Annotated in this window: 17 protein-coding genes; 7 read left to right on the top strand and 10 right to left on the bottom strand. The window is 69.0% G+C overall.

All coding sequences use genetic code 11. The annotated features are described in order from the left end of the window. Positions 1-19: 19 nt before the first annotated feature. Positions 20-1336: a pyruvate dehydrogenase complex dihydrolipoamide acetyltransferase gene (locus tag EDF69_RS07235; protein ID WP_132883255.1), complete on the bottom strand. Its 1317-nt coding sequence runs from the start codon at positions 1334-1336 to the stop codon at positions 20-22. A gap of 125 nt (positions 1337-1461) precedes the next feature. On the opposite strand from EDF69_RS07235, the gene EDF69_RS07230 reads away from it, so the two are divergent. Then, the gene (locus EDF69_RS07230; protein WP_125961424.1) at positions 1462-1917 is read left to right on the top strand and encodes a universal stress protein; all 456 of its coding nucleotides are present in this window, start codon (positions 1462-1464) and stop codon (positions 1915-1917) included. A 46-nt stretch (positions 1918-1963) separates the two neighbouring features. Further along, complete coding sequence (locus tag EDF69_RS07225) at positions 1964-3256, top strand: M20/M25/M40 family metallo-hydrolase (protein WP_132883254.1); 1293 nt, start codon at positions 1964-1966, stop codon at positions 3254-3256. 17 nt (positions 3257-3273) lie between these two features. Here EDF69_RS07225 and EDF69_RS07220 read toward each other — a convergent pair whose 3' ends face one another. From EDF69_RS07220 to EDF69_RS07195, 6 genes are all read right to left on the bottom strand, one after another. After that, positions 3274-3477 (bottom strand): hypothetical protein, encoded by a 204-nt coding sequence (locus EDF69_RS07220; protein WP_125961426.1) that lies wholly within the window; start codon positions 3475-3477, stop codon positions 3274-3276. A gap of 338 nt (positions 3478-3815) precedes the next feature. Beyond that, on the bottom strand, positions 3816-4244 hold the full coding sequence (locus EDF69_RS07215) for a DUF3617 domain-containing protein (protein WP_132883253.1): 429 nt from the start codon (positions 4242-4244) through the stop codon (positions 3816-3818). A 73-nt stretch (positions 4245-4317) separates the two neighbouring features. Beyond that, a complete protein-coding gene (locus tag EDF69_RS07210) occupies positions 4318-5229 on the bottom strand; it encodes an Hsp33 family molecular chaperone HslO (RefSeq protein WP_132883252.1) in 912 nt (303 codons plus the stop codon). Positions 5230-5533: 304 nt separating this feature from the next. Next, complete coding sequence (argF, locus tag EDF69_RS07205) at positions 5534-6460, bottom strand: ornithine carbamoyltransferase (protein ID WP_132883251.1); 927 nt, start codon at positions 6458-6460, stop codon at positions 5534-5536. A gap of 90 nt (positions 6461-6550) precedes the next feature. Beyond that, positions 6551-7741 (bottom strand): aspartate aminotransferase family protein, encoded by a 1191-nt coding sequence (locus EDF69_RS07200; RefSeq protein ID WP_132883250.1) that lies wholly within the window; start codon positions 7739-7741, stop codon positions 6551-6553. A gap of 128 nt (positions 7742-7869) precedes the next feature. Continuing rightward, positions 7870-8712, bottom strand: a complete 843-nt coding sequence (locus tag EDF69_RS07195; RefSeq protein WP_132883249.1) for an ABC transporter permease — start codon at positions 8710-8712, stop codon at positions 7870-7872. Positions 8713-8781: 69 nt separating this feature from the next. Here EDF69_RS07195 and EDF69_RS07190 point away from each other — a divergent pair, with 69 nt between their 5' ends. The 5 genes from EDF69_RS07190 (at position 8782) to EDF69_RS07170 (ending at position 15219) form a co-directional block, all read left to right on the top strand. After that, positions 8782-9498: a GcrA family cell cycle regulator gene (locus EDF69_RS07190; protein ID WP_132883248.1), complete on the top strand. Its 717-nt coding sequence runs from the start codon at positions 8782-8784 to the stop codon at positions 9496-9498. 78 nt (positions 9499-9576) lie between these two features. Then, on the top strand, positions 9577-10581 hold the full coding sequence (locus EDF69_RS07185) for an alpha/beta fold hydrolase (protein WP_132883247.1): 1005 nt from the start codon (positions 9577-9579) through the stop codon (positions 10579-10581). Positions 10582-10632: 51 nt separating this feature from the next. Continuing rightward, complete coding sequence (gene parE / locus EDF69_RS07180; protein ID WP_132883246.1) at positions 10633-12615, top strand: DNA topoisomerase IV subunit B; 1983 nt, start codon at positions 10633-10635, stop codon at positions 12613-12615. Between the two features lie 104 nt (positions 12616-12719). After that, a complete protein-coding gene (locus EDF69_RS07175; protein WP_132883245.1) occupies positions 12720-13862 on the top strand; it encodes a hypothetical protein in 1143 nt (380 codons plus the stop codon). Positions 13863-13896: 34 nt separating this feature from the next. Then, positions 13897-15219, top strand: coding sequence for a serine hydrolase (locus EDF69_RS07170; protein WP_132883244.1), 1323 nt, complete (start codon positions 13897-13899; stop codon positions 15217-15219). 266 nt (positions 15220-15485) lie between these two features. Here the strand turns inward: EDF69_RS07170 and tatC are convergent, their stop codons facing one another. Genes tatC through EDF69_RS07155 form a run of 3 tightly spaced genes read right to left on the bottom strand, consistent with a single transcriptional unit; the run spans position 15486 to position 17022 of the window. Continuing rightward, positions 15486-16262: a twin-arginine translocase subunit TatC gene (gene tatC, locus EDF69_RS07165; RefSeq protein ID WP_132883243.1), complete on the bottom strand. Its 777-nt coding sequence runs from the start codon at positions 16260-16262 to the stop codon at positions 15486-15488. Then, a complete protein-coding gene (gene tatB, locus EDF69_RS07160; RefSeq protein ID WP_132883242.1) occupies positions 16259-16675 on the bottom strand; it encodes a Sec-independent protein translocase protein TatB in 417 nt (138 codons plus the stop codon). Before tatB ends, tatC begins: the two co-directional genes overlap by 4 nt. Before the next feature lie 53 nt (positions 16676-16728). Continuing rightward, positions 16729-17022: a twin-arginine translocase TatA/TatE family subunit gene (locus EDF69_RS07155; protein WP_132883241.1), complete on the bottom strand. Its 294-nt coding sequence runs from the start codon at positions 17020-17022 to the stop codon at positions 16729-16731. Between the last annotated feature and the right edge of the window lie 27 nt (positions 17023-17049).

Below are 17049 nucleotides of genomic sequence, written 5' to 3'. Positions count from 1 at the left end.
CACCGGCTGCGCCCGGGCCTCAAGCAAGCAGGCCCATCGGCTGCTCGACCAGCGCCTTGAACAGCTTGAGCATCTGCGCGCCGTCCGCACCGTCGATGGCGCGGTGGTCGAAGCTGCCGGTCGCCGTCATGACGGTCGCGACGCCGAGCGCGTCGTCGACGATGTACGGGCGCTTCTCGCCCGCGCCGACCGCCAGGATCATGCCCTGCGGCGGGTTGATGACCGCTTCGAACTGCTTGATGCCGAACATGCCCATGTTGGAAAGGCTGGCGGTACCGCCCTGATATTCCTCGGGCTTCAGCTTGTTCTCCTTGGCGCGGCCGGCGAGCTCCTTCATCTCGGTGGAGATGCGGGCGACACCCTTGGCAGCCGCGTCGCGGATGATCGGGGTGATCAGGCCGGTCGGCGTGGAGACCGCGACCGACACGTCGGCACGGGTGTAGCTGACGAGCTGGTCGCCCAGGAACGTCACGTTGCACTTCGGGCTCTGCTCGAGCGCGATGCCGAGCGCCTTGATCAGCAGGTCGTTGACCGACAGCTTCACGCCGCGCGCGTCCAGGCTCTTGTTGAGCTCGCCGCGCAGCTTGAGCAGCGCGTCGAGGCGGACGTCGACCGTCAGGTAGATGTGCGGGATCGTCTGCTTCGCCTCGGTCAGGCGGCGCGCGATCGTCTTGCGGATGTTCGAGAGCTTCGAAACCTCGTGCGGGATCGACTCGTCGTACCAGACCGCCTTGGTCTCCTGGCTGGGCGCAGTCCCGCCGGCGGGAACGCTGGCCGCAGCGCCGGCCGAGGCGCCCGGTGCGGGAGCCGCCGCCTTCGCCTGGCCCGGCTTGGCGCCGTCGAGGTCGGCCTTGACGATGCGGCCGTTGGGACCGGAACCGCTGAGGCCCGCGAGGTCGATGCCCTTTTCGGCGGCGAGTCGACGTGCGAGCGGGCTGGCCTTCACGCGGCTGCCGCTGCTGGCCGGGGCTGCCGGTGCGGAAGCGGGCTTCGCCTCCGCCTTGGGCTGCTCGGCAGGGGCCGGGCTCGCTGCCGGAGCGGGCGTCGCGGCCGGGGCGGCGGCTGCCGGCGCCTCGATCGTGCTGGCGTCCTCGCCTTCACCCGCCAGGATTGCGATCACGGTGCCGACCTTCACATTGTCCGAACCCTCGGCGACGAGGATCTTGGCGATCACGCCCTCGTCCACCGCCTCGAACTCCATCGTCGCCTTGTCGGTCTCGATCTCCGCCATCAGGTCGCCGGAACGAACGGTGTCGCCCTCTTTCACCAGCCACTTGGCGAGGGTTCCCTCCTCCATGGTGGGGGAAAGCGCGGGCATCTTGATTTCGATCGACATGGGTACAGCTGGATCCTCTCGGGGCTCTGACCTTCCTTTGCCGTCACAGCCGCACCGGTCAACCCCGTGGGCTTGCGCGAACGGCCGAGCGTCGCCACGCTTCAAACCAAAGGGGAGCGTTTTCGATGCGTACGTATCTGGTGGTGATCGACGAAAGTCCCGAGTCGCAGATCGCGCTGCGCTTTGCCGCGCGGCGCGCGGTGAAGACCGGCGGCTCGGTTGAGATCCTGGCGCTGATCGAGCGGCCGGAGTTCGTCCAATGGGGCGGCGTGATGGCCACCATGGAGCAGGAAACCCAGCAACGCGCGCAAGGGCTGGTCGCCGCCGCCGCGGGCACGCTGCTGGAAGAGTCGGGCCTGAAGCCCGCGCTGACCGTCCGCGAAGGCGACGGCCCTGCGATCGTGCGGGAGATGATTGCCGGCAATCCCGAAATCGCCGCGCTGGTGCTGGGCGCGGCGGCGAGCGGCGCCCCGGGGCCGCTGGTGAGCCACTTCTCCGGCACCGACGCGGGCACGCTGCCCGTGCCGGTGATGATCATCCCCGGCAGCCTGGACCGGGAGGCGATCGACCGGCTGAGTTGACACGCGGCGCTTGAGCCGGGGCAAAAACGCGGCCAAACCCTTGGCCATGCGAACCCTTTTCCTGCTGCCGCTCCTCGCCCTCGCTACCCCTGCCACGGCGCGCGAGGCGCCCAGGCCCGACCGGATGAAGGCGGACGTCGAGAAGCTGGTGTCGTTCGGCACCCGGCACACGCTGTCGTCGGCCGACCACCCCAGCCGCGGGATCGGCGCGGCGCGGCGCTGGTTCGCGGACGAGATGGGCCGGATCGGCGAGGCGTGCGGCGGCTGCATCACGGTGGCGAACATCGCCCGCGGCTTCACCGGTCCGCGCGCGCCCAATGGTGTGCAGATCGTCGACGTGCTCGGCTTCCAGCAAGGGCGCGATCCCAAGCGTGTGGTGATCGTGATGGGGCACATCGACAGCCGCGTGACGGACGTCATGGACGCGACCAGCGACGCGCCCGGCGCTAATGACGACGCATCGGGCGTGGCGCTGGTGCTGGAGGCGGCGCGCATCTTGTCGAAGGAGAAGTTCGACGCGACCATCGTCTATGCGGCGCTGTCGGGCGAGGAACAGGGACTGTGGGGCGGCGAGCTGCTCGCCGACACCGCGCGCGAACGCGGCTGGACGGTGAGCGCGGTGCTCAACAACGACATCGTCGGCAACACGATCGGCCTCGACGGGCGGCGAGTCGCGGACCGGGTGCGGGTGTTCTCCGAAGGCATCCGCAGTTCCGAATCGCTGGAGCAGCAGATCGCGCGCCGCGCGGCCGGCGGCGAGGACGACGGGCCCAGCCGGTCGCTCGCTAAGGCGGTCGACGGGCTGGCGGGAACCGTGCCGGGCGGGCTCGACGCGGTGCTGGAACGCCGCCCCGACCGGTTCGGCCGCGGCGGCGACCATGAGCCGTTCCTGAAGCTCGGCTACCCGGCCGTGCGCTTCTCCGTGGGGGTCGAGAACTACGACGCCCAGCACCAGGACCTGCGCACCGAGAGCGGCCGCGTCTATGGCGACACGGTCGACCGGATGGACTTCCCCTATCTCGCGAAGGTGACCGCCCTGAACGTGGCGACGCTCGCGCGGCTGGCAGCGGCGCCGGCCGCACCCGAAGGCGTGACGATCGCGGGCGCGCTCAGCACCGACACGACGGCGCGCTGGCAGCCGGTGCCGGGCGCCGCCGGATATCGCATCCGCTGGCGCCGCAACGATCGCCAGGACTGGACGGACCAGGTGGACGTGACGGGCACCAGCCATGTGCTGAAGGGCGTGATCGTCGACGACCACTTCGTCGGCGTGTCGGCGCTTGCCAAGGATGGCAGCGAGAGCCTGGTCAGCTTTGCGGGGCGCGCCCCCCGCGGGTGAGGATCGGAGGCGGCGCCTCAGCCCGCGCGGGACTGGCGGTCCGGCTTCTCGGTGCGCGTCGGATCGGCGTCCCGGACCGGATCGAAGAGGCGCCATTCGCCCCGGACGTCATCGCGCAGCATCTCCTCGCTGCAGCGCGTGCAACGGGCGCGAAAGTCGACCCCATCGTGCCACACACGCTTCGCGTGCTTGTGGCCCATCACCATACAAAGCCAACCCACGGATCGTCTCCCGACTCTCCCCTGATATGCGCTTCGGCCCCGAAGTAACCGCCCCCCACGGAGGCCGAAGAGCACAGGAGGCATACGCTGCACCGCAAAAACGCGCCACGCCCTTAGCGACCGTACGTGGCCGCGCTCCGGTAAACCGCGTACGAATTACTACGTAGCGCCCTCAAGAGGACTAGGAGATTGCGTCCAGCGACTCAAGCGGTCAGCCGCGAAGCGCGAGACCGGCAAAGAACGGGCCGCTGAAGAGCGGCCCGAGGATCATGTTGTTAGGGGAACATGCGCCGAAATCCGGCTATTCGCTTCGTAGAACGGCCCGCATAAACCCAGCCTTAACGACCGCGGCCGGGCGAACAGCTGCCGAGGCGCCGGACCCAGTATTCCTCCTGGAACGGCAAGCCTTCGGCGATGCCCTGCGTCTCGACCGTCAGCGCGTGCGAGGTATTGACCGTGATGGTGGTCCGCCCATGTCCTGATCCGGGACAGGTATAGTGTACCGTCGCGCGATTTCCGGCATCTTCGATGACGAAGCGCGAGCACTGCACGCCGGCATGACGGAGCTGAACCAGCGCGCCGACGTCGCGGACGCACAGATTGCGTCCCCCCGCCTTCGCACCGCGTTCGCGGACCTGCCACAGGCCCGGCTCGATCGACGCTGTTGCCCTTAGTCCGGAGCCCGGAACCACCGCTACGGCAGACGCCGCGCCGAGTATCGCCGCCACTGCGGCCAGAATGGCGCGACCTGCGCCCCCACCCCTCATGTCTCACCTTCCGTTTGCCGCAGCGCGGCAGCCCCCGCCGCGCATGTGGGGGCTGCCTGCCGGGGATGCAACGTCAGGAGAGTGCCGTCTCGAACGGCACCGGGAACTTGGTGGCGCAAAAGGCGCAGTCGACGGTGATCAGGCCGTTCTCGTCGGCCATCTCGCGCCGCTCCTCCTCCGGGAAGCGCGACAGCACCTGCTGGATGTAGGTCACGTCGCAGCGGCAGCCGCGGCTCATCGCCGTGCTTCCTTGCACCAGCACCTCGCGCTCCTCGTTGAACAGGCGCCAGACCAGCGTCTCGAGCGGAAGCGCCGCATCCGTGAGCTCGTCCGCACCCATGGTGGCGCCGAGTGCCTCGACGTGCTGCCACTGCGGGTGATCGAGCCGGGTGTGGATACGATCGCGCCCCTCCTCGCCATCGGGCAGATGCTGCAGGAACAGCCCGCCCGCGACCGGCCGGCCGGCCGCATCGCGGCCGACGCCCAGGCGCACCAGGCTCGGGATCTGCTCCGACTGGAGGAAGTAGCTCTGCGCCGCGTCCGCCAGCGACTCGCCATCCAGCGGCACGATGCCCTGGTAGCGCTCGCCGGTCACCGCCTGGTCGAAGGTGATCGCGAGATAGCCGTTGCCGAACAACGCGAACAGCGACGGCGCCTCCGGCAGCGCCGCCAGCCGCTCGGCGTCATAGTCCACATAGCCGCGCAGCTCGCCGGCCTTGAAGTCGCAGACCATCAGCCGCACGACGCCGTTCTGCGTCTGCGCCTGGAGCGTGAGCTGCCCCTCTTCGCCCTTCAGCGTCGAGCCGAGCAATGCGGTGAGCGCCAGCGCCTCGGCCAGCAGCGTCTCGATCGCTGGCGGATAGGCGTGCGCGGAGAGGATCGAGTCGAGCACCGGCCCCAGCCGGGTGATGCGGCCGCGGGCGTCCCGATCGGGAATGGTGAAGCCGATCGCGCGGTCGAGATCGGTGGCGGTGGGTTCCTGCATGGTGTCTACCGTTCGGGCTGAGCCTGTCCGAGCCCTGCCCTTCTCCTTCCGCCCGCATGGGAGAAGAAGAGCGGCCCCTCGTGGCGGGGCGAAACGGCGCTCGGTGGTGTGGAATAGAGATAGGAAGCCGCGCGCGTTCGGCAACTCATGCGCCGAAGCCGCCTCAAGAGCCTCTTACTGGCGCCGACGTTCGTCCTGAGTAGCCATTGAGCGAAGTCGAAATGGCGTATCGAAGGATGCTTCGATACGGGGCTTCGACAAGCTCAGCCCCTACTCAGCACGAACGGGGATGAATGCGGGTCGCTCAGCCGACCTGGCCGAAGCACCAGCGCAGGACCGACTTTTGCGCGTGGAGGCGGTTCGCCGCCTCCGGCCAGATCAGCGATTGCGGGCCGTCGATCACTTCCGGCACCACTTCCTCCCCGCGGTGGGCGGGCAGGCAGTGGAGGAACTTCGCATCCGGCTTGGCGGCGGCCATCAGCGCCTCGGTCACCTGGAACGGCGCCATCGCCGCGAGCTTCGCATCGGCATGGGCTTGGCCCATCGAGATCCAGGTGTCGGTGACGATCACGTCGGCACCGGACACCGCCTCCAGCGGATCGCGGCAGACGCGCGCGCGGGCGCCCGCTGCCTCCAGCACGTGCGGTGCGGGGTCGAAGCCTTCGGGGCAGGCGGCGACCACGTCGAAGTGCATCAGCGCGCCCGCCTCGATGATCGAGTGAAGCACGTTGTTGCCGTCGCCCAGCCAGGCCCATTTGCTGCCCGGCAGCGCCAGGCCGGCCTCGATCACCGTCAGCAGGTCGGCCATGATCTGGCAGGGGTGCGAATTGTCGGTGAGGCCGTTGATGACGGGGACGGTGGCATAGGCCGCCATCTCCTCCAGCTTCGCATGGTCGTCGGTGCGCACCATGATGGCGTCGCAATAGCCCGACAGCACGCGCGCGGTGTCGGCGACCGTCTCGCCGCGGCCGAGCTGGCTGGTGCCGCTGTCGAGGATCACCGCGCTGCCGCCGAGCTGCCGCATCGCCATGTCGAACGACACGCGGGTGCGGGTGGAGGATTTCTCGAACACCATCGCCAGCGTGTGGCCAGCGAGCGGCGCGTCGGCGTCAGGGCGCCCCTTGGGGAAGCCGGCGCGCGCCTGCTTGCGATCGAGCGCGTCGGCGAGCATCGCCGCGACGCCGTCGGCGCCGGCGGAGGAGAGATCGAGGAAGTGACGGGTCTGGGTCATGGCAAAGGCCCTTGGCTCCCCGCCGGACCGGCCGCCCCGTTCGCGAGGGCGGACGGCCAGGACGGGCCGGTCGATGTCAGGTGGCGAGGATCAATCGTCGGCGACGGGCACGAAGGTGCGCGCGCCCGCGGAGAGCTTTTCCACCGCCTCGGCGATGTGGCGCTCGTCGATCACCAGCGGCGGCAGCACGCGCACCACGTTGCCGCCGGCAGACACGGTCAGCAGCTGGTGGTTGTCGCGCAGGTGCGCCACGAACTCGCGGGCATCGGCCTTGAGCTTGATGCCGAGCATCAGCCCCTTGCCGCGCACCTCCTCGAACAGATGGTCGTGGTTGGGGATCATCTGCTCGAGCGCCGAGCGCAGGCGCTCGCCCATCTGCTTCACATGATCGAGGAAGCCCGGCTCCAGCATGACGTCGAGCACCGCCTGGCCCGCCGCCATCGCGAGCGGGTTGCCGCCATAGGTCGAACCGTGGGTGCCATAGACCATGCCCTTGGCCGCTTCCTCGGTCGCGAGGCAGGCGCCGAGCGGGAAGCCGCCGCCGATGCCCTTGGCAACCGACATGATGTCGGGCGTGACGCCATATTGCTCGTGCGCGAAGAAGGTGCCGGTACGGCCGTAGCCGCACTGCACCTCGTCCAGCACCAGCAGCAGGCCGTGTTCGTCACACGCCTTGCGCAGGCCCTGGAGGAACTCCGGCGTCGCGGCCATCAGCCCGCCCTCGCCCTGGACGGTCTCGACCAGGAAGCCGGCGGTCTCGTCATCGATCTTGGCGAGCGCGCCCTCCAGATCGTTGAAAGGCACATAGTCGAAGCCCGGCAGCAGCGGCTCGAACCCGTCGCGCATCTTGGGCTGGTCGGTCGCGGAGATCGCGCCGAGCGTGCGCCCGTGGAAGGCGTTCTGGAAGGTGATGAGCTTGTGCCGCTCCGGATTGCCGTTGGCGTAGTGGTAGCGGCGCGCGGTCTTGATCGCGCACTCCACCGCCTCGGCACCCGAGTTGGTGAAGAACACGGTGTCGGCAAAGCTGTTGTCGACGATGCGCTGCGCCAGCGCCTCCCCCTGCGGGCTGCCGTAGAGGTTCGAGACGTGCATCAACGTCGCAGCCTGGTCGGCGATCGCCTTCACCAGGTGCGGGTGGCCGTGGCCGAGCGCGTTCACCGCAATGCCGGCGGCGAAGTCGAGATAGCGGGTGCCGTCCTCGCTGAAGAGGTAGCAGCCCTCGCCTCGCACCGGGCGCACGCCGCACCGTGGGTAAACGGGCATGAGCGCGGTGATCGACATCGAACGGCCTCCTTCAGGCTAGGTGGAAAAAGCTCCAAAAACGCGAAAGGCGGCCCAGCCAGGCCGCCCTCCCGTTGCTTTACGCGCGACCGGCAAAGCCGGTCAACACCAAGGCTGGTGCAGCGGCCTCAGCTCTTGGTCTTCCAGCCGGTTGCGAGCAGCCGATAGGCGATGATGCCGAGCACCACGTCGACGCCCAGGATCACCAGGCTGCCGAGCAGCACGGGCGAGTCGGCGGTGCCGATGAAGCCGTAGCGGAAGCCCGAGATGATGTAGAAGAACGGGTTGGCGTGGCTGATCGCCTGGAAGGTCGGCGACAGGCGCTCGACCGAATAGAAGGTGCCGGACAGGAGCGTGAGCGGGCCCACCACGAAGTTCTGGACCGCGGCGGCATGGTCGAACTTCTCCGCCCAGATCGAGGTGAGCACGCCCACCAGCGCCAGGAACACCGAGCCCAGGAAGCCGAACCACAGGATCGCCCAGAGGTGCTGCGGCGTCACGTGCACGCCCGGCCACAGCGCCATCGCCAGCCACACCGCGCCGCCGACCAGGAACGCGCGCGTGACGGCGCCGCCGGTCAGCGCCGCCAACAGCTCGCCCGTCGAGAGCGGCGGCATCAGATAATCGACGATCGTGCCCTGCATCTTGCCCACCAGCAGCGAGAAGCTGGCGTTGGCATAGGCGTTGGTGAGCATGCCCATGACGATCAGGCCAGGCGCAAGGAAATCGGCAAAGGCGACGGTGCCGCCGCCGACCGGAACCGCCCCGCGTGCCCCGAGCGCGGTGGTGAACACCACGAGGTACAGGAGGGTTTGCACGGCAGGTGCCCAGATCGTCTGGAGCTGCACCTTGAAGAAACGGCGCACCTCCTTGATATAGAGCGCACGCAAGCCGCCCCAGTTGACGTTCCGGATGACCGGAACACCGGGGTCGGAAATCCTGTTTTCGGATGCGAGGGGCTGATCGGCCATGGGTGCCGCCTAGTCGCTGGCGTCGTGGGCCGCAACCCGCACCGGAAACCGAGTGGGGAACGACGACGAATGAGTTGGACCGAGGAACGCATCGCCACGCTGACCAAGATGTGGGAGGCCGGGCAGACGGCGAGCCAGATCGCGGAAGAGCTGGGCGGGATCAGCCGCAATGCGGTGATTGGCAAGGCGCACCGGCTGGGGCTCCAGTCGCGTCCCTCGCCCGTTCGCGCCAATGATCCGGAGGCCAAGAAGGCCGCCGCGGCAGCCCCGGCCGCACCCGTGGCCGCGCCGGTCGAGCCGCCGGCGCCCAAGCGAGTCGAAGCGTCGCCCCCGCCTGCTCCCGAGCCCGTGAAGCCTGCGCCGGTGCGCGCGCCCGAGCCGGTGCGCGCTGCCGCGCCGGAACCGGCCGAGGAGGACGACACGGCGCCGGCCGCCGAGTCGCGGCCCCAGCCGACGCTGCGTTCGGTCGGCCCCGGCGGCTTCCTGCGCCAGAACCCGGGCGAGAACAGCGCGCCGATCACGCCCGCCCCGCCCCGCCGCCTGGTGCCCGCGCGCCCCAGCGAGGCGATCGCCGGCAAGACCACGCTGCTCGACCTCAACGACCGCATCTGCAAGTGGCCGATCGGCCACCCGGGCGAGCCGGACTTCCACTTCTGCGGCGACAAGGTGAACCCGGGCTTCCCCTACTGCGTCGAGCATTGCGGCCACGCCTATCAGGCGCAGCTGCCCCGCCGCGACCGGCGCCCGCCGCCGCCGCTGCCCTATGGCGGCCCGCGCGTCCGCTGAGGCAGAGCACGAAACACGGATCGCCCTGGAACCCGGTTCCGGGGCGATCGCATTTTACGGGGCTGCGAGGAGGCAAGGATGCGGACTGCGGGTTGGATGATTGCGCTGGCACTGGCAGGAGCGCCCTTCCCGGCGCTTGCCCAGTCGAAAGCCGATTTCGGCGCGAACCTGGAGCGGTTCGACTATCCCTATCCGGTCCGCTGGTTCGAAACGCGCGCGCAGGGCGAGGCGGTGCGCATGGCCTATCTGGACGTGGCCCCGACCGCGGCCGCGAACGGCACCACCGTCGTATTGCTTCACGGCAAGAACTTCTGCGCGGCCACCTGGGGCGAGACGATCGGCGACCTGGCGGCACGCGGCTATCGCGTGATCGCGCCCGACCAGATCGGCTTCTGCAAGTCGTCCAAGCCGGCGGGCTTCCAGTACAGCTTCCACGCGCTGGCGACCCTGACGGCGGCCCTGCTCGACAAGGCGGGTGCCGGGCGGATCGTGCTGGTCGGCCATTCGACGGGTGGCGTGCTCGCGACGCGCTTCGCCCTGCTCTACCCCAAGCGGCTATCGCAGTTGGTGCTGGTCAACCCGCTGGGCCTGAACGACACGCTGGCGGAGGGCGTGCCCTATACGCCGCTCGACGGGCTGCGCGCCGAGGAGGCGAAGACCGACGCCGGCTCGATCAAGGCCTATCAGCTGCGCAACTATTACCATGGCCAGTGGCGTCCGGCCTATGATCGCTGGGTGGCGATGCTCGCCGGGCAATATGCGAGCGCCGAGGGCGACACGGTGCGCGAAGCCCAGGCGCGGCTTTCCGACATGATTGAGACCCAGCCCGTCGCGGCCGAGCTGTCGCGCGTGGCAGTGCCCGTCACCCTCCTCATCGGCCAGCTCGACAAGACCGCGTTCCGCGCCAACACCGCGCCGGAGGTGGTGCGGCCGAAGGTACGCACCGTGCCGCAGGCGGCGGAGACCGCGGTGAAGGCCTTTCCCAACGCGCGGCTGGTGCGGCTGCCCGCACTTGGCCACTCGCCGATGGTCGAGGATCCCAAGAGCTTCCACCTCGCCCTAGCCCACGCGATTCGGCACTGAGCATGGCCGGCGTGCTTTGCGCCCGCGCTCCCCGCGTACTATAGCTGTTCCATGGCAGAAGACCTGTTCGCGTCGCCCTCCTCCACCACCGCCAGCAACAGCTACGACGCCTCGTCGATCGAGGTGCTCGAGGGGCTGGAGCCGGTGCGCCGCCGGCCCGGCATGTACATCGGCGGCACCGACGAGCGCGCGCTGCACCACCTCGCGGCCGAAGTGCTCGACAATGCGATGGACGAGGCGGTCGCGGGCCACGCCAACCGCATCGAGGTGACGCTGGAGGAAGGCAATCGCCTGACCATCGTCGACAACGGGCGCGGCATCCCGGTGGACCCGCACCCGCGTTTCCCCGACAAGTCGGCGCTGGAGGTGATCCTCTCGACGCTGCACTCGGGCGGCAAGTTCACCGGCAAGGCCTATGCGACCTCCGGCGGCCTGCACGGCGTCGGCATCAGCGTGGTCAACGCGCTGTCGTCCGACACGGTGGTCGAGGTCGCGCGCGACCGGCAGCTGTACCGCCAGCGCTTCGCGCGCGGGCAGACGCTCGGGCCGCTCGAAAAGGTCGGCGCGGCGCCCAACCGGCGCGGCACTTCGGTCACCTTCACGCCCGACACCGAGATCTTCGGCGACATGCTGTTCAAGCCGGCGCGGCTGCACAAGCTGGTCCGTTCCAAGGCGTATCTGTTCGCCGGCGTCGAGATCCGCTGGCGCTGTGCGCCGTCGCTGATCTCCGACGACACCCCGGCCGAGGCCGTGTTCCAATTCCCGGGCGGTCTTGCCGATCACCTCCGCGAGCAGGTCGGCACCCGTGAGTGCGCGACGTCCGACTTCTTCGCCGGCGCGCAGGAGTTTCCGGACGCGCAGGGCCGCGTCGAATGGGCGGTCGCCTGGCCGTTGTGGAGCGACGGCAGCTACAGCTGGTACTGCAACACCATTCCGACGCCCGACGGCGGCACCCACGAACAGGGCCTGCGCCAGGCGCTGGTGCGCGGCCTGCGCGGCTTCGGCGAACTCGTGGGGCAGAAGAAGGCCAAGGACCTGACCCCCGACGACGTGCTCACCGGGTCCGAGGTGATGCTGTCGGTGTTCATCCGCGACCCGCAGTTCCAGAGCCAGACCAAGGACCGGCTGACCTCGCCCGACGCCACCGCGCTGGTCGAGAAGGCGGTGCGCGACCATTTCGACCATTATCTCTCCGACAATATGGAGCGCGGCCGCGCGCTGCTCGGCTATGTGCTGGAGCGGATGGACGAGCGGCTGCGCCGCAAGCAGGAACGCGAGGTCAAGCGCAAGACGGCGACCTCGGCCCGCAAGCTGCGCCTGCCGGGCAAGCTCACCGACTGCGCCGCCGACGATCCCGCCGGCACCGAGCTGTTCATCGTCGAGGGCGACTCGGCCGGTGGCTCGGCCAAGCAGGCGCGCGACCGCAAGACCCAGGCGATCCTTCCGATCCGCGGCAAGATTTTGAACGTGGCGTCCGCCACCAGTGCCAAGATCCTGGCGAACCAGGAGATCGCGGACCTGATCCTCGCCATGGGCTGCGGCACGCGCAAGGACTGCGACCCCAGCCACCTGCGCTACGAGCGCATCGTCATCATGACGGACGCGGACGTCGACGGCGCGCATATCGCGACGCTGCTGATGACCTTCTTCTTCCAGGAAATGCCGGACCTGGTGCGCCGCGGGCATCTCTACCTGGCGCAGCCGCCGCTCTATCGCCTGACGGTGGGGGCGAAGAGCCTGTACGCGCGCGACGATGCGCACCGCGCCGAGCTGGAGCGCACCGCGTTCAAGGGCAAGAAGGTCGAGGTCGCACGCTTCAAGGGCCTGGGCGAGATGAACCCGATGCAGTTGCGCGAGACCACCATGGATCCCAAGACGCGCTCGATGATCCGCATCACCCTGCCCCAGGAATATGAGGAACGCGCAGGGGTGAAGGACCTGGTCGACCGGTTGATGGGCAATAATCCCGCCCACCGCTTCGCCTTCATCCAGGAGAATGCGGCAAGATTGGACGAAGAAGTCATCGACGCCTGAAAAGCGCGTGACAGACCACGTCGCCGCTTGATAGCCTCGTCATCGGAACTCCCGATGGCGAGGTCTTGGCGATGCTGCGAACTGCACTTGGCGTATCCCTTTCCATGCTGCTGGCTTCGGCGGCAGCGGCCCAGGAGGCGCCGGAGAGCGCGGGAGGCGAGGTCGTCGTCACCGCCGTCCGGCTGGAGCAGACGGAACAGAGGCTGGCCGCGTGCATCGCGCGGCACTGCCCGCCTGCCGAGGACGTCGCTGCCTCGCTCTCCCATGTCGAGAACCAGTTCGTGGCGGGAGCGTATCGCGACGCCCGGCGGACGATCGCGGAGGCGATCCGGCGCAATCGCGGCTTTGCAAAGACCAATCCCGTGGACGTGGCTGTGCTCTACCGGGCCGACGCACGGATCCACGCCCACCTGGGCGATGGCGACGGGATGAAGGCCGCCATGCGGGGCATGCTCGCCTCCCTGCGCGCGGGGCTCTCGGAGACCGATCCGCAGACGCTCTATGGCCGTATCGAGCTGGCCGATGGGCTTTCCGAACTGGGCAACATTCGTGGGGCGGAACGCGAGTACAAGGCCATTGCCGAGGACGCGGCGGCAGCCGGGCAGCCGACGATCCGGAATTTCGCGTTGCTGCGTACCGCTTCGCTCAAGGTCTCCCTTGCGCAGCTCAGCGAGCGGTTTCGCCCCGAGGCCCGTGCCGCGCTCCGGCAGCTGAAGACCTCCTCGGCGTCCGATGCGACCGGCTTCCAACTGGCGACAGAAGTCCTGGAATCCCGGCTGGCGATGGCCGAGGGAGCCGCGGACGCGGTCGATGCGCTGATCGCCCGAGTGCAGGCGGAACCGGCCAGCACGCCGCGCCTGCTCTATAGCGAGCCGGTCAAGCTTGGCGCCGGAAAGTGGGACGATCCGCCGCTCCAGAGCTATGAGGACCAGTGGATCGACGTCGCTTTCTGGATCGGTCCGGACGGCCGCACCCGCGACGCAGCGCTGCTGCGGCAAAGCGAGCATTACAGCGGTGGCTGGAACAAGCGCGTGCTCGAATCGCTGGCGTCCCGCCGCTATGTGCCGCTGGCACTCCCGCCGGGCGACCCGGGGCTCCTGCGGGTGGAACGCTACACCATCACCTCTCGCCTGGCGACGAAACTCGGGTCGCGCATTCCCCAACCGACCGGCCTGCCGCGCGTGGAGGTACTCGACCTGACGATGGACGCACCGCCGCCGGGCATGAATCCGCAGCGGGCGAGCTGAGCGGGTGCCGCTTCGCCGGTTTCGGGCCGCGGCGTTGGGAGTCGCACTTGCGACCGGGACACCGCTCGCCGCGCAGGAAGCGCCCGCTCCTGCCCCTGAGGCGCAGGCGGTGACCGCATCGCCCGAGTTGCGCCAGCGGGCGGAGGCGCTGGCGGCGGCGATCACGGGGAACATCCCCTATGACCGCTATTTCGCGCCGAGCTTCCGCGCAGCGATCCCGGAGGCGGCATTCCGGCAGGTACGCGACCAGCTGACGGGGGGCCTCGGCAAGCCCACCCGGCTCGAAGCGTTGGTGGTGCGCACGCCCCATGTCGCCGACTTCCGCCTCGGCTTCGAGCGCGGGACTGCGGTCGGGCAGATCGTGGTCGATCCCGCCGCTCCGCACCTGGTGACCGGTCTCCGGATCACGGGCAGCGAACCACGCGAGGCGTCGGAGGCGAGCATCCAGGCGGTGGTGGAGGCGATCCGTGCCCTGCCGGGTGCCACCGGCTTTGCGCTCGCGCGGCTGGAGGATGGCGGCCCCGTGCCTCTGGCGGCGCACGATCCAGCCATGCCGCTGGCGATCGGCTCCACGTTCAAGCTGGTGATCCTGGCGGAGCTGGTGCGCGCCACGCGGGCGGGCAAGCGCGGGTGGGACGACATGGTGACGCTGGATGGCAACCCGCTTCCGGGCGGAGGCTATACGGGCAAGCCTGCAGGCACGCGCGTCTCGCTGCGCGAGCTGGCGACGCAGATGATCTCCGTCAGCGACAATTCCGCCACCGACATCCTGCTGCGCGCGCTGGGGCGCGACAAGGTGGAGGCGATGCTGCCGGTGATCGGCATCCACGATGCACGCGGGCGGAATGTGCCGTTCCTCGGTACGTTGGAGGCGTTCAAGCTCAAGGGCGTGGAAGGCGGTGCACTCGGGCGGCAGTGGGAGGCGGCGGACGTCGCCGGCCGCCGGGCGCTGCTGGACGGGGCGGTCGCGCAAGCACCTGTGTCGGCGATCCCGCCCTCGCTGTTCCAGGATGGCAAGCCGATCCGGATCGCGACGGTCGAGTGGTTCGCCTCGGCCGACGACCTGCTGCGGGTGATGGACTGGCTGCGACGCAATACCGAAGGGCCGGCGGGAGCGGAAGCGCGCGCGGTGCTGTCGAAGAACCCGGGCATTGCTCCGGCGCACGCCGCCCGCTGGGGCTGGGTGGGCTACAAGGGCGGATCGGAGCCCGGGGTCATCAACATGACCCTGCTGATGCGGGCCAAGTCCGGCGGCTGGGTGGCCATGGCCGGGAGCTGGAACAACCCGCAGGCGGCGATCGATGAGGCGCGCTTCGTCGGGTTGATCAACAAGGCGGCGGCGCTGGCTGCGCCGTAGGAAGTGCGCTGCGGCGCGCTGGGGGGCCTTACGGGCTACTCCAGTGCTCCTGCGCAGGCAGGAGCCCAGGGTCCCGAACGCCCTCGTCCGTTGCTCTGCTTGGCCCTGGAGCCCTGCCTTCGTAGGGATACGGTGGAGGGGTTGGTACCGTCCCTCAAAATTCCCCGCGTCGCGGCGAGAGACTGCTCACCTCTCGAGCGCCCCCCATCTGGGCCCCGGCCTTCGCCGGGGTACAGGAGGTGTGTGGAACGCCGCCGCCCCGCGGCTCAGGCCTTTGCCTCGTCCTCTTCCTCGGGCGGGGCGTTGCGGGCGCGCTTGCGTTCGGTGAACCAGATGCCGATCAGCGCGACCTCGTAGAGCAGCACCAGTGGGATCGCGAGGAGCATCTGCGACCAGACGTCCGGCGGCGTCAGCACCGCCGAAAGCGCAAAGGCAGCCACGATCGCATAGCGGCGCGCGCTCACCAGCTGCTGGCGGGTGACGATGCCGGCGAGTTCCAGCAGCATCAGCAGCACGGGCAACAGGAAGGCCAAGCCAAACGCGAACAGGAACTGCATCACGAACGACAGGTAGTTGGCGACCGAGGGCAGCGCCTCCTGCTGCACGCCGCCGAGATTGCCCTGGTAGCCGAGCAGGAAGTGCAGGGCGACCGGGATGGTGACGTAATAGGCGAGCGCCGCGCCCATCAGGAACAGGACCGGCGTCGCGAGCAGGAAGGGGAACAGCGCCTTCTTTTCCGACCGGTAGAGGCCGGGGGCCACGAACTGCCACAGCTGGTTCGCGATCACCGGGAAGGACAGCATCATCGCCGCGAAGAAGGCGACCTTCACCTGGACGAAGAAGCCTTCGAAGATCTGGGTGAAGATGATCCGCTTCTGCCCGGCCGCGAGCAGCGGCTGGACCAGGAAGGCAAAGATCTGTTCGGAGAAATAGAAGCAGGCGCCGAACGCGATCGCAATCGCGATCAGTGAGTAGATCAGGCGCTGGCGAAGCTCGATCAGATGGTCGAGCAGCGGTGCCTGGCTGTCGTCGATGTCCCTCACGACGGCGCCTTTCCATCCAGCGCCGGCGACTGAGCCGGGCGATCGTCCTCGCCCGCGGGCTCGACATGCGGCTTTTCGACCATGACGGGCGCGTCCTGCACGTCGGTGGGGAACGGCGCCGTGTCCGCTGCGCCCGTTTCAGGGGCGGCGGGGCTGGCGGTGTCCGCAGCCGGGAGCGCGGGATGCTCACGCAGGATGCGGGCGTTTTCCTCCGCCCACTTCTTTTCCATCTCGGCCAGTTCCGCCTCGCGCACCATGGCGTCGAAGCCGGAGCGGAACTGGCGCGCGACGCCGCGTGCCTTGCCGACCCAGTGGCCGACGAAGCGCATTGCCTTTGGCAGGTCCTTCGGGCCGATCACCAGCAGCGCAACCACGGCCACCAGCATCAGCTCGGTCGGAGCGATATCGAACATTCAGCGCCCGTTCGCGTCGAGGGGCGCGCCGGGCGCGCCCGTGAAGATCAGGATCAGCGGTCGTCGCGGGTGCGGTCGGCGTCGCGCACCGGATCCACTACCGGATCGCGGACCGGCTCACGCGGGGGCGCGACCTCGGCATCATAGCCGCGGTTCGCGTCGGTGCGCTGCTCCAGACGGGTCGGACGGGCGGGCGGCAGATCGTCGTCTTCCTCGGCCATGCCCTTCTTGAAGCTCTTCAGTCCCTTGGCGACATCGCCCATCATGTCGGAAAAGCGGCCCTTGCCGAACAGCAGGAGCACGATGATCCCGACGATCAGCCAATGCCAGATGCTAAGACCGCCCATTGTCACTCTCCATTACGCGTTGGCGCC

The organism is Sphingomonas sp. JUb134 (assembly GCF_004341505.2).
Taxonomy (GTDB): Bacteria; Pseudomonadota; Alphaproteobacteria; order Sphingomonadales; family Sphingomonadaceae; genus Sphingomonas.
Note: the sequence above shows the minus strand (reverse complement) of the source record. Positions and strands in the feature narration are given on the sequence as shown.

Coding starts and splice junctions, on each gene's coding strand:
- EDF69_RS07235 (WP_132883255.1), bottom strand. CDS start 1,336: ATGTCGATCGAAATCAAGATGCCCGCGCTTTCCCCCACCATGGAGGAG.
- EDF69_RS07230 (WP_125961424.1), top strand. CDS start 1,462: ATGCGTACGTATCTGGTGGTGATCGACGAAAGTCCCGAGTCGCAGATC.
- EDF69_RS07225 (WP_132883254.1), top strand. CDS start 1,964: ATGCGAACCCTTTTCCTGCTGCCGCTCCTCGCCCTCGCTACCCCTGCC.
- EDF69_RS07215 (WP_132883253.1), bottom strand. CDS start 4,244: ATGAGGGGTGGGGGCGCAGGTCGCGCCATTCTGGCCGCAGTGGCGGCG.
- EDF69_RS07210 (WP_132883252.1), bottom strand. CDS start 5,229: ATGCAGGAACCCACCGCCACCGATCTCGACCGCGCGATCGGCTTCACC.
- argF (WP_132883251.1), bottom strand. CDS start 6,460: ATGACCCAGACCCGTCACTTCCTCGATCTCTCCTCCGCCGGCGCCGAC.
- EDF69_RS07200 (WP_132883250.1), bottom strand. CDS start 7,741: ATGTCGATCACCGCGCTCATGCCCGTTTACCCACGGTGCGGCGTGCGC.
- EDF69_RS07195 (WP_132883249.1), bottom strand. CDS start 8,712: ATGGCCGATCAGCCCCTCGCATCCGAAAACAGGATTTCCGACCCCGGT.
- EDF69_RS07190 (WP_132883248.1), top strand. CDS start 8,782: ATGAGTTGGACCGAGGAACGCATCGCCACGCTGACCAAGATGTGGGAG.
- EDF69_RS07185 (WP_132883247.1), top strand. CDS start 9,577: ATGCGGACTGCGGGTTGGATGATTGCGCTGGCACTGGCAGGAGCGCCC.
- parE (WP_132883246.1), top strand. CDS start 10,633: ATGGCAGAAGACCTGTTCGCGTCGCCCTCCTCCACCACCGCCAGCAAC.
- EDF69_RS07175 (WP_132883245.1), top strand. CDS start 12,720: ATGCTGCTGGCTTCGGCGGCAGCGGCCCAGGAGGCGCCGGAGAGCGCG.
- tatB (WP_132883242.1), bottom strand. CDS start 16,675: ATGTTCGATATCGCTCCGACCGAGCTGATGCTGGTGGCCGTGGTTGCG.
- EDF69_RS07155 (WP_132883241.1), bottom strand. CDS start 17,022: ATGGGCGGTCTTAGCATCTGGCATTGGCTGATCGTCGGGATCATCGTG.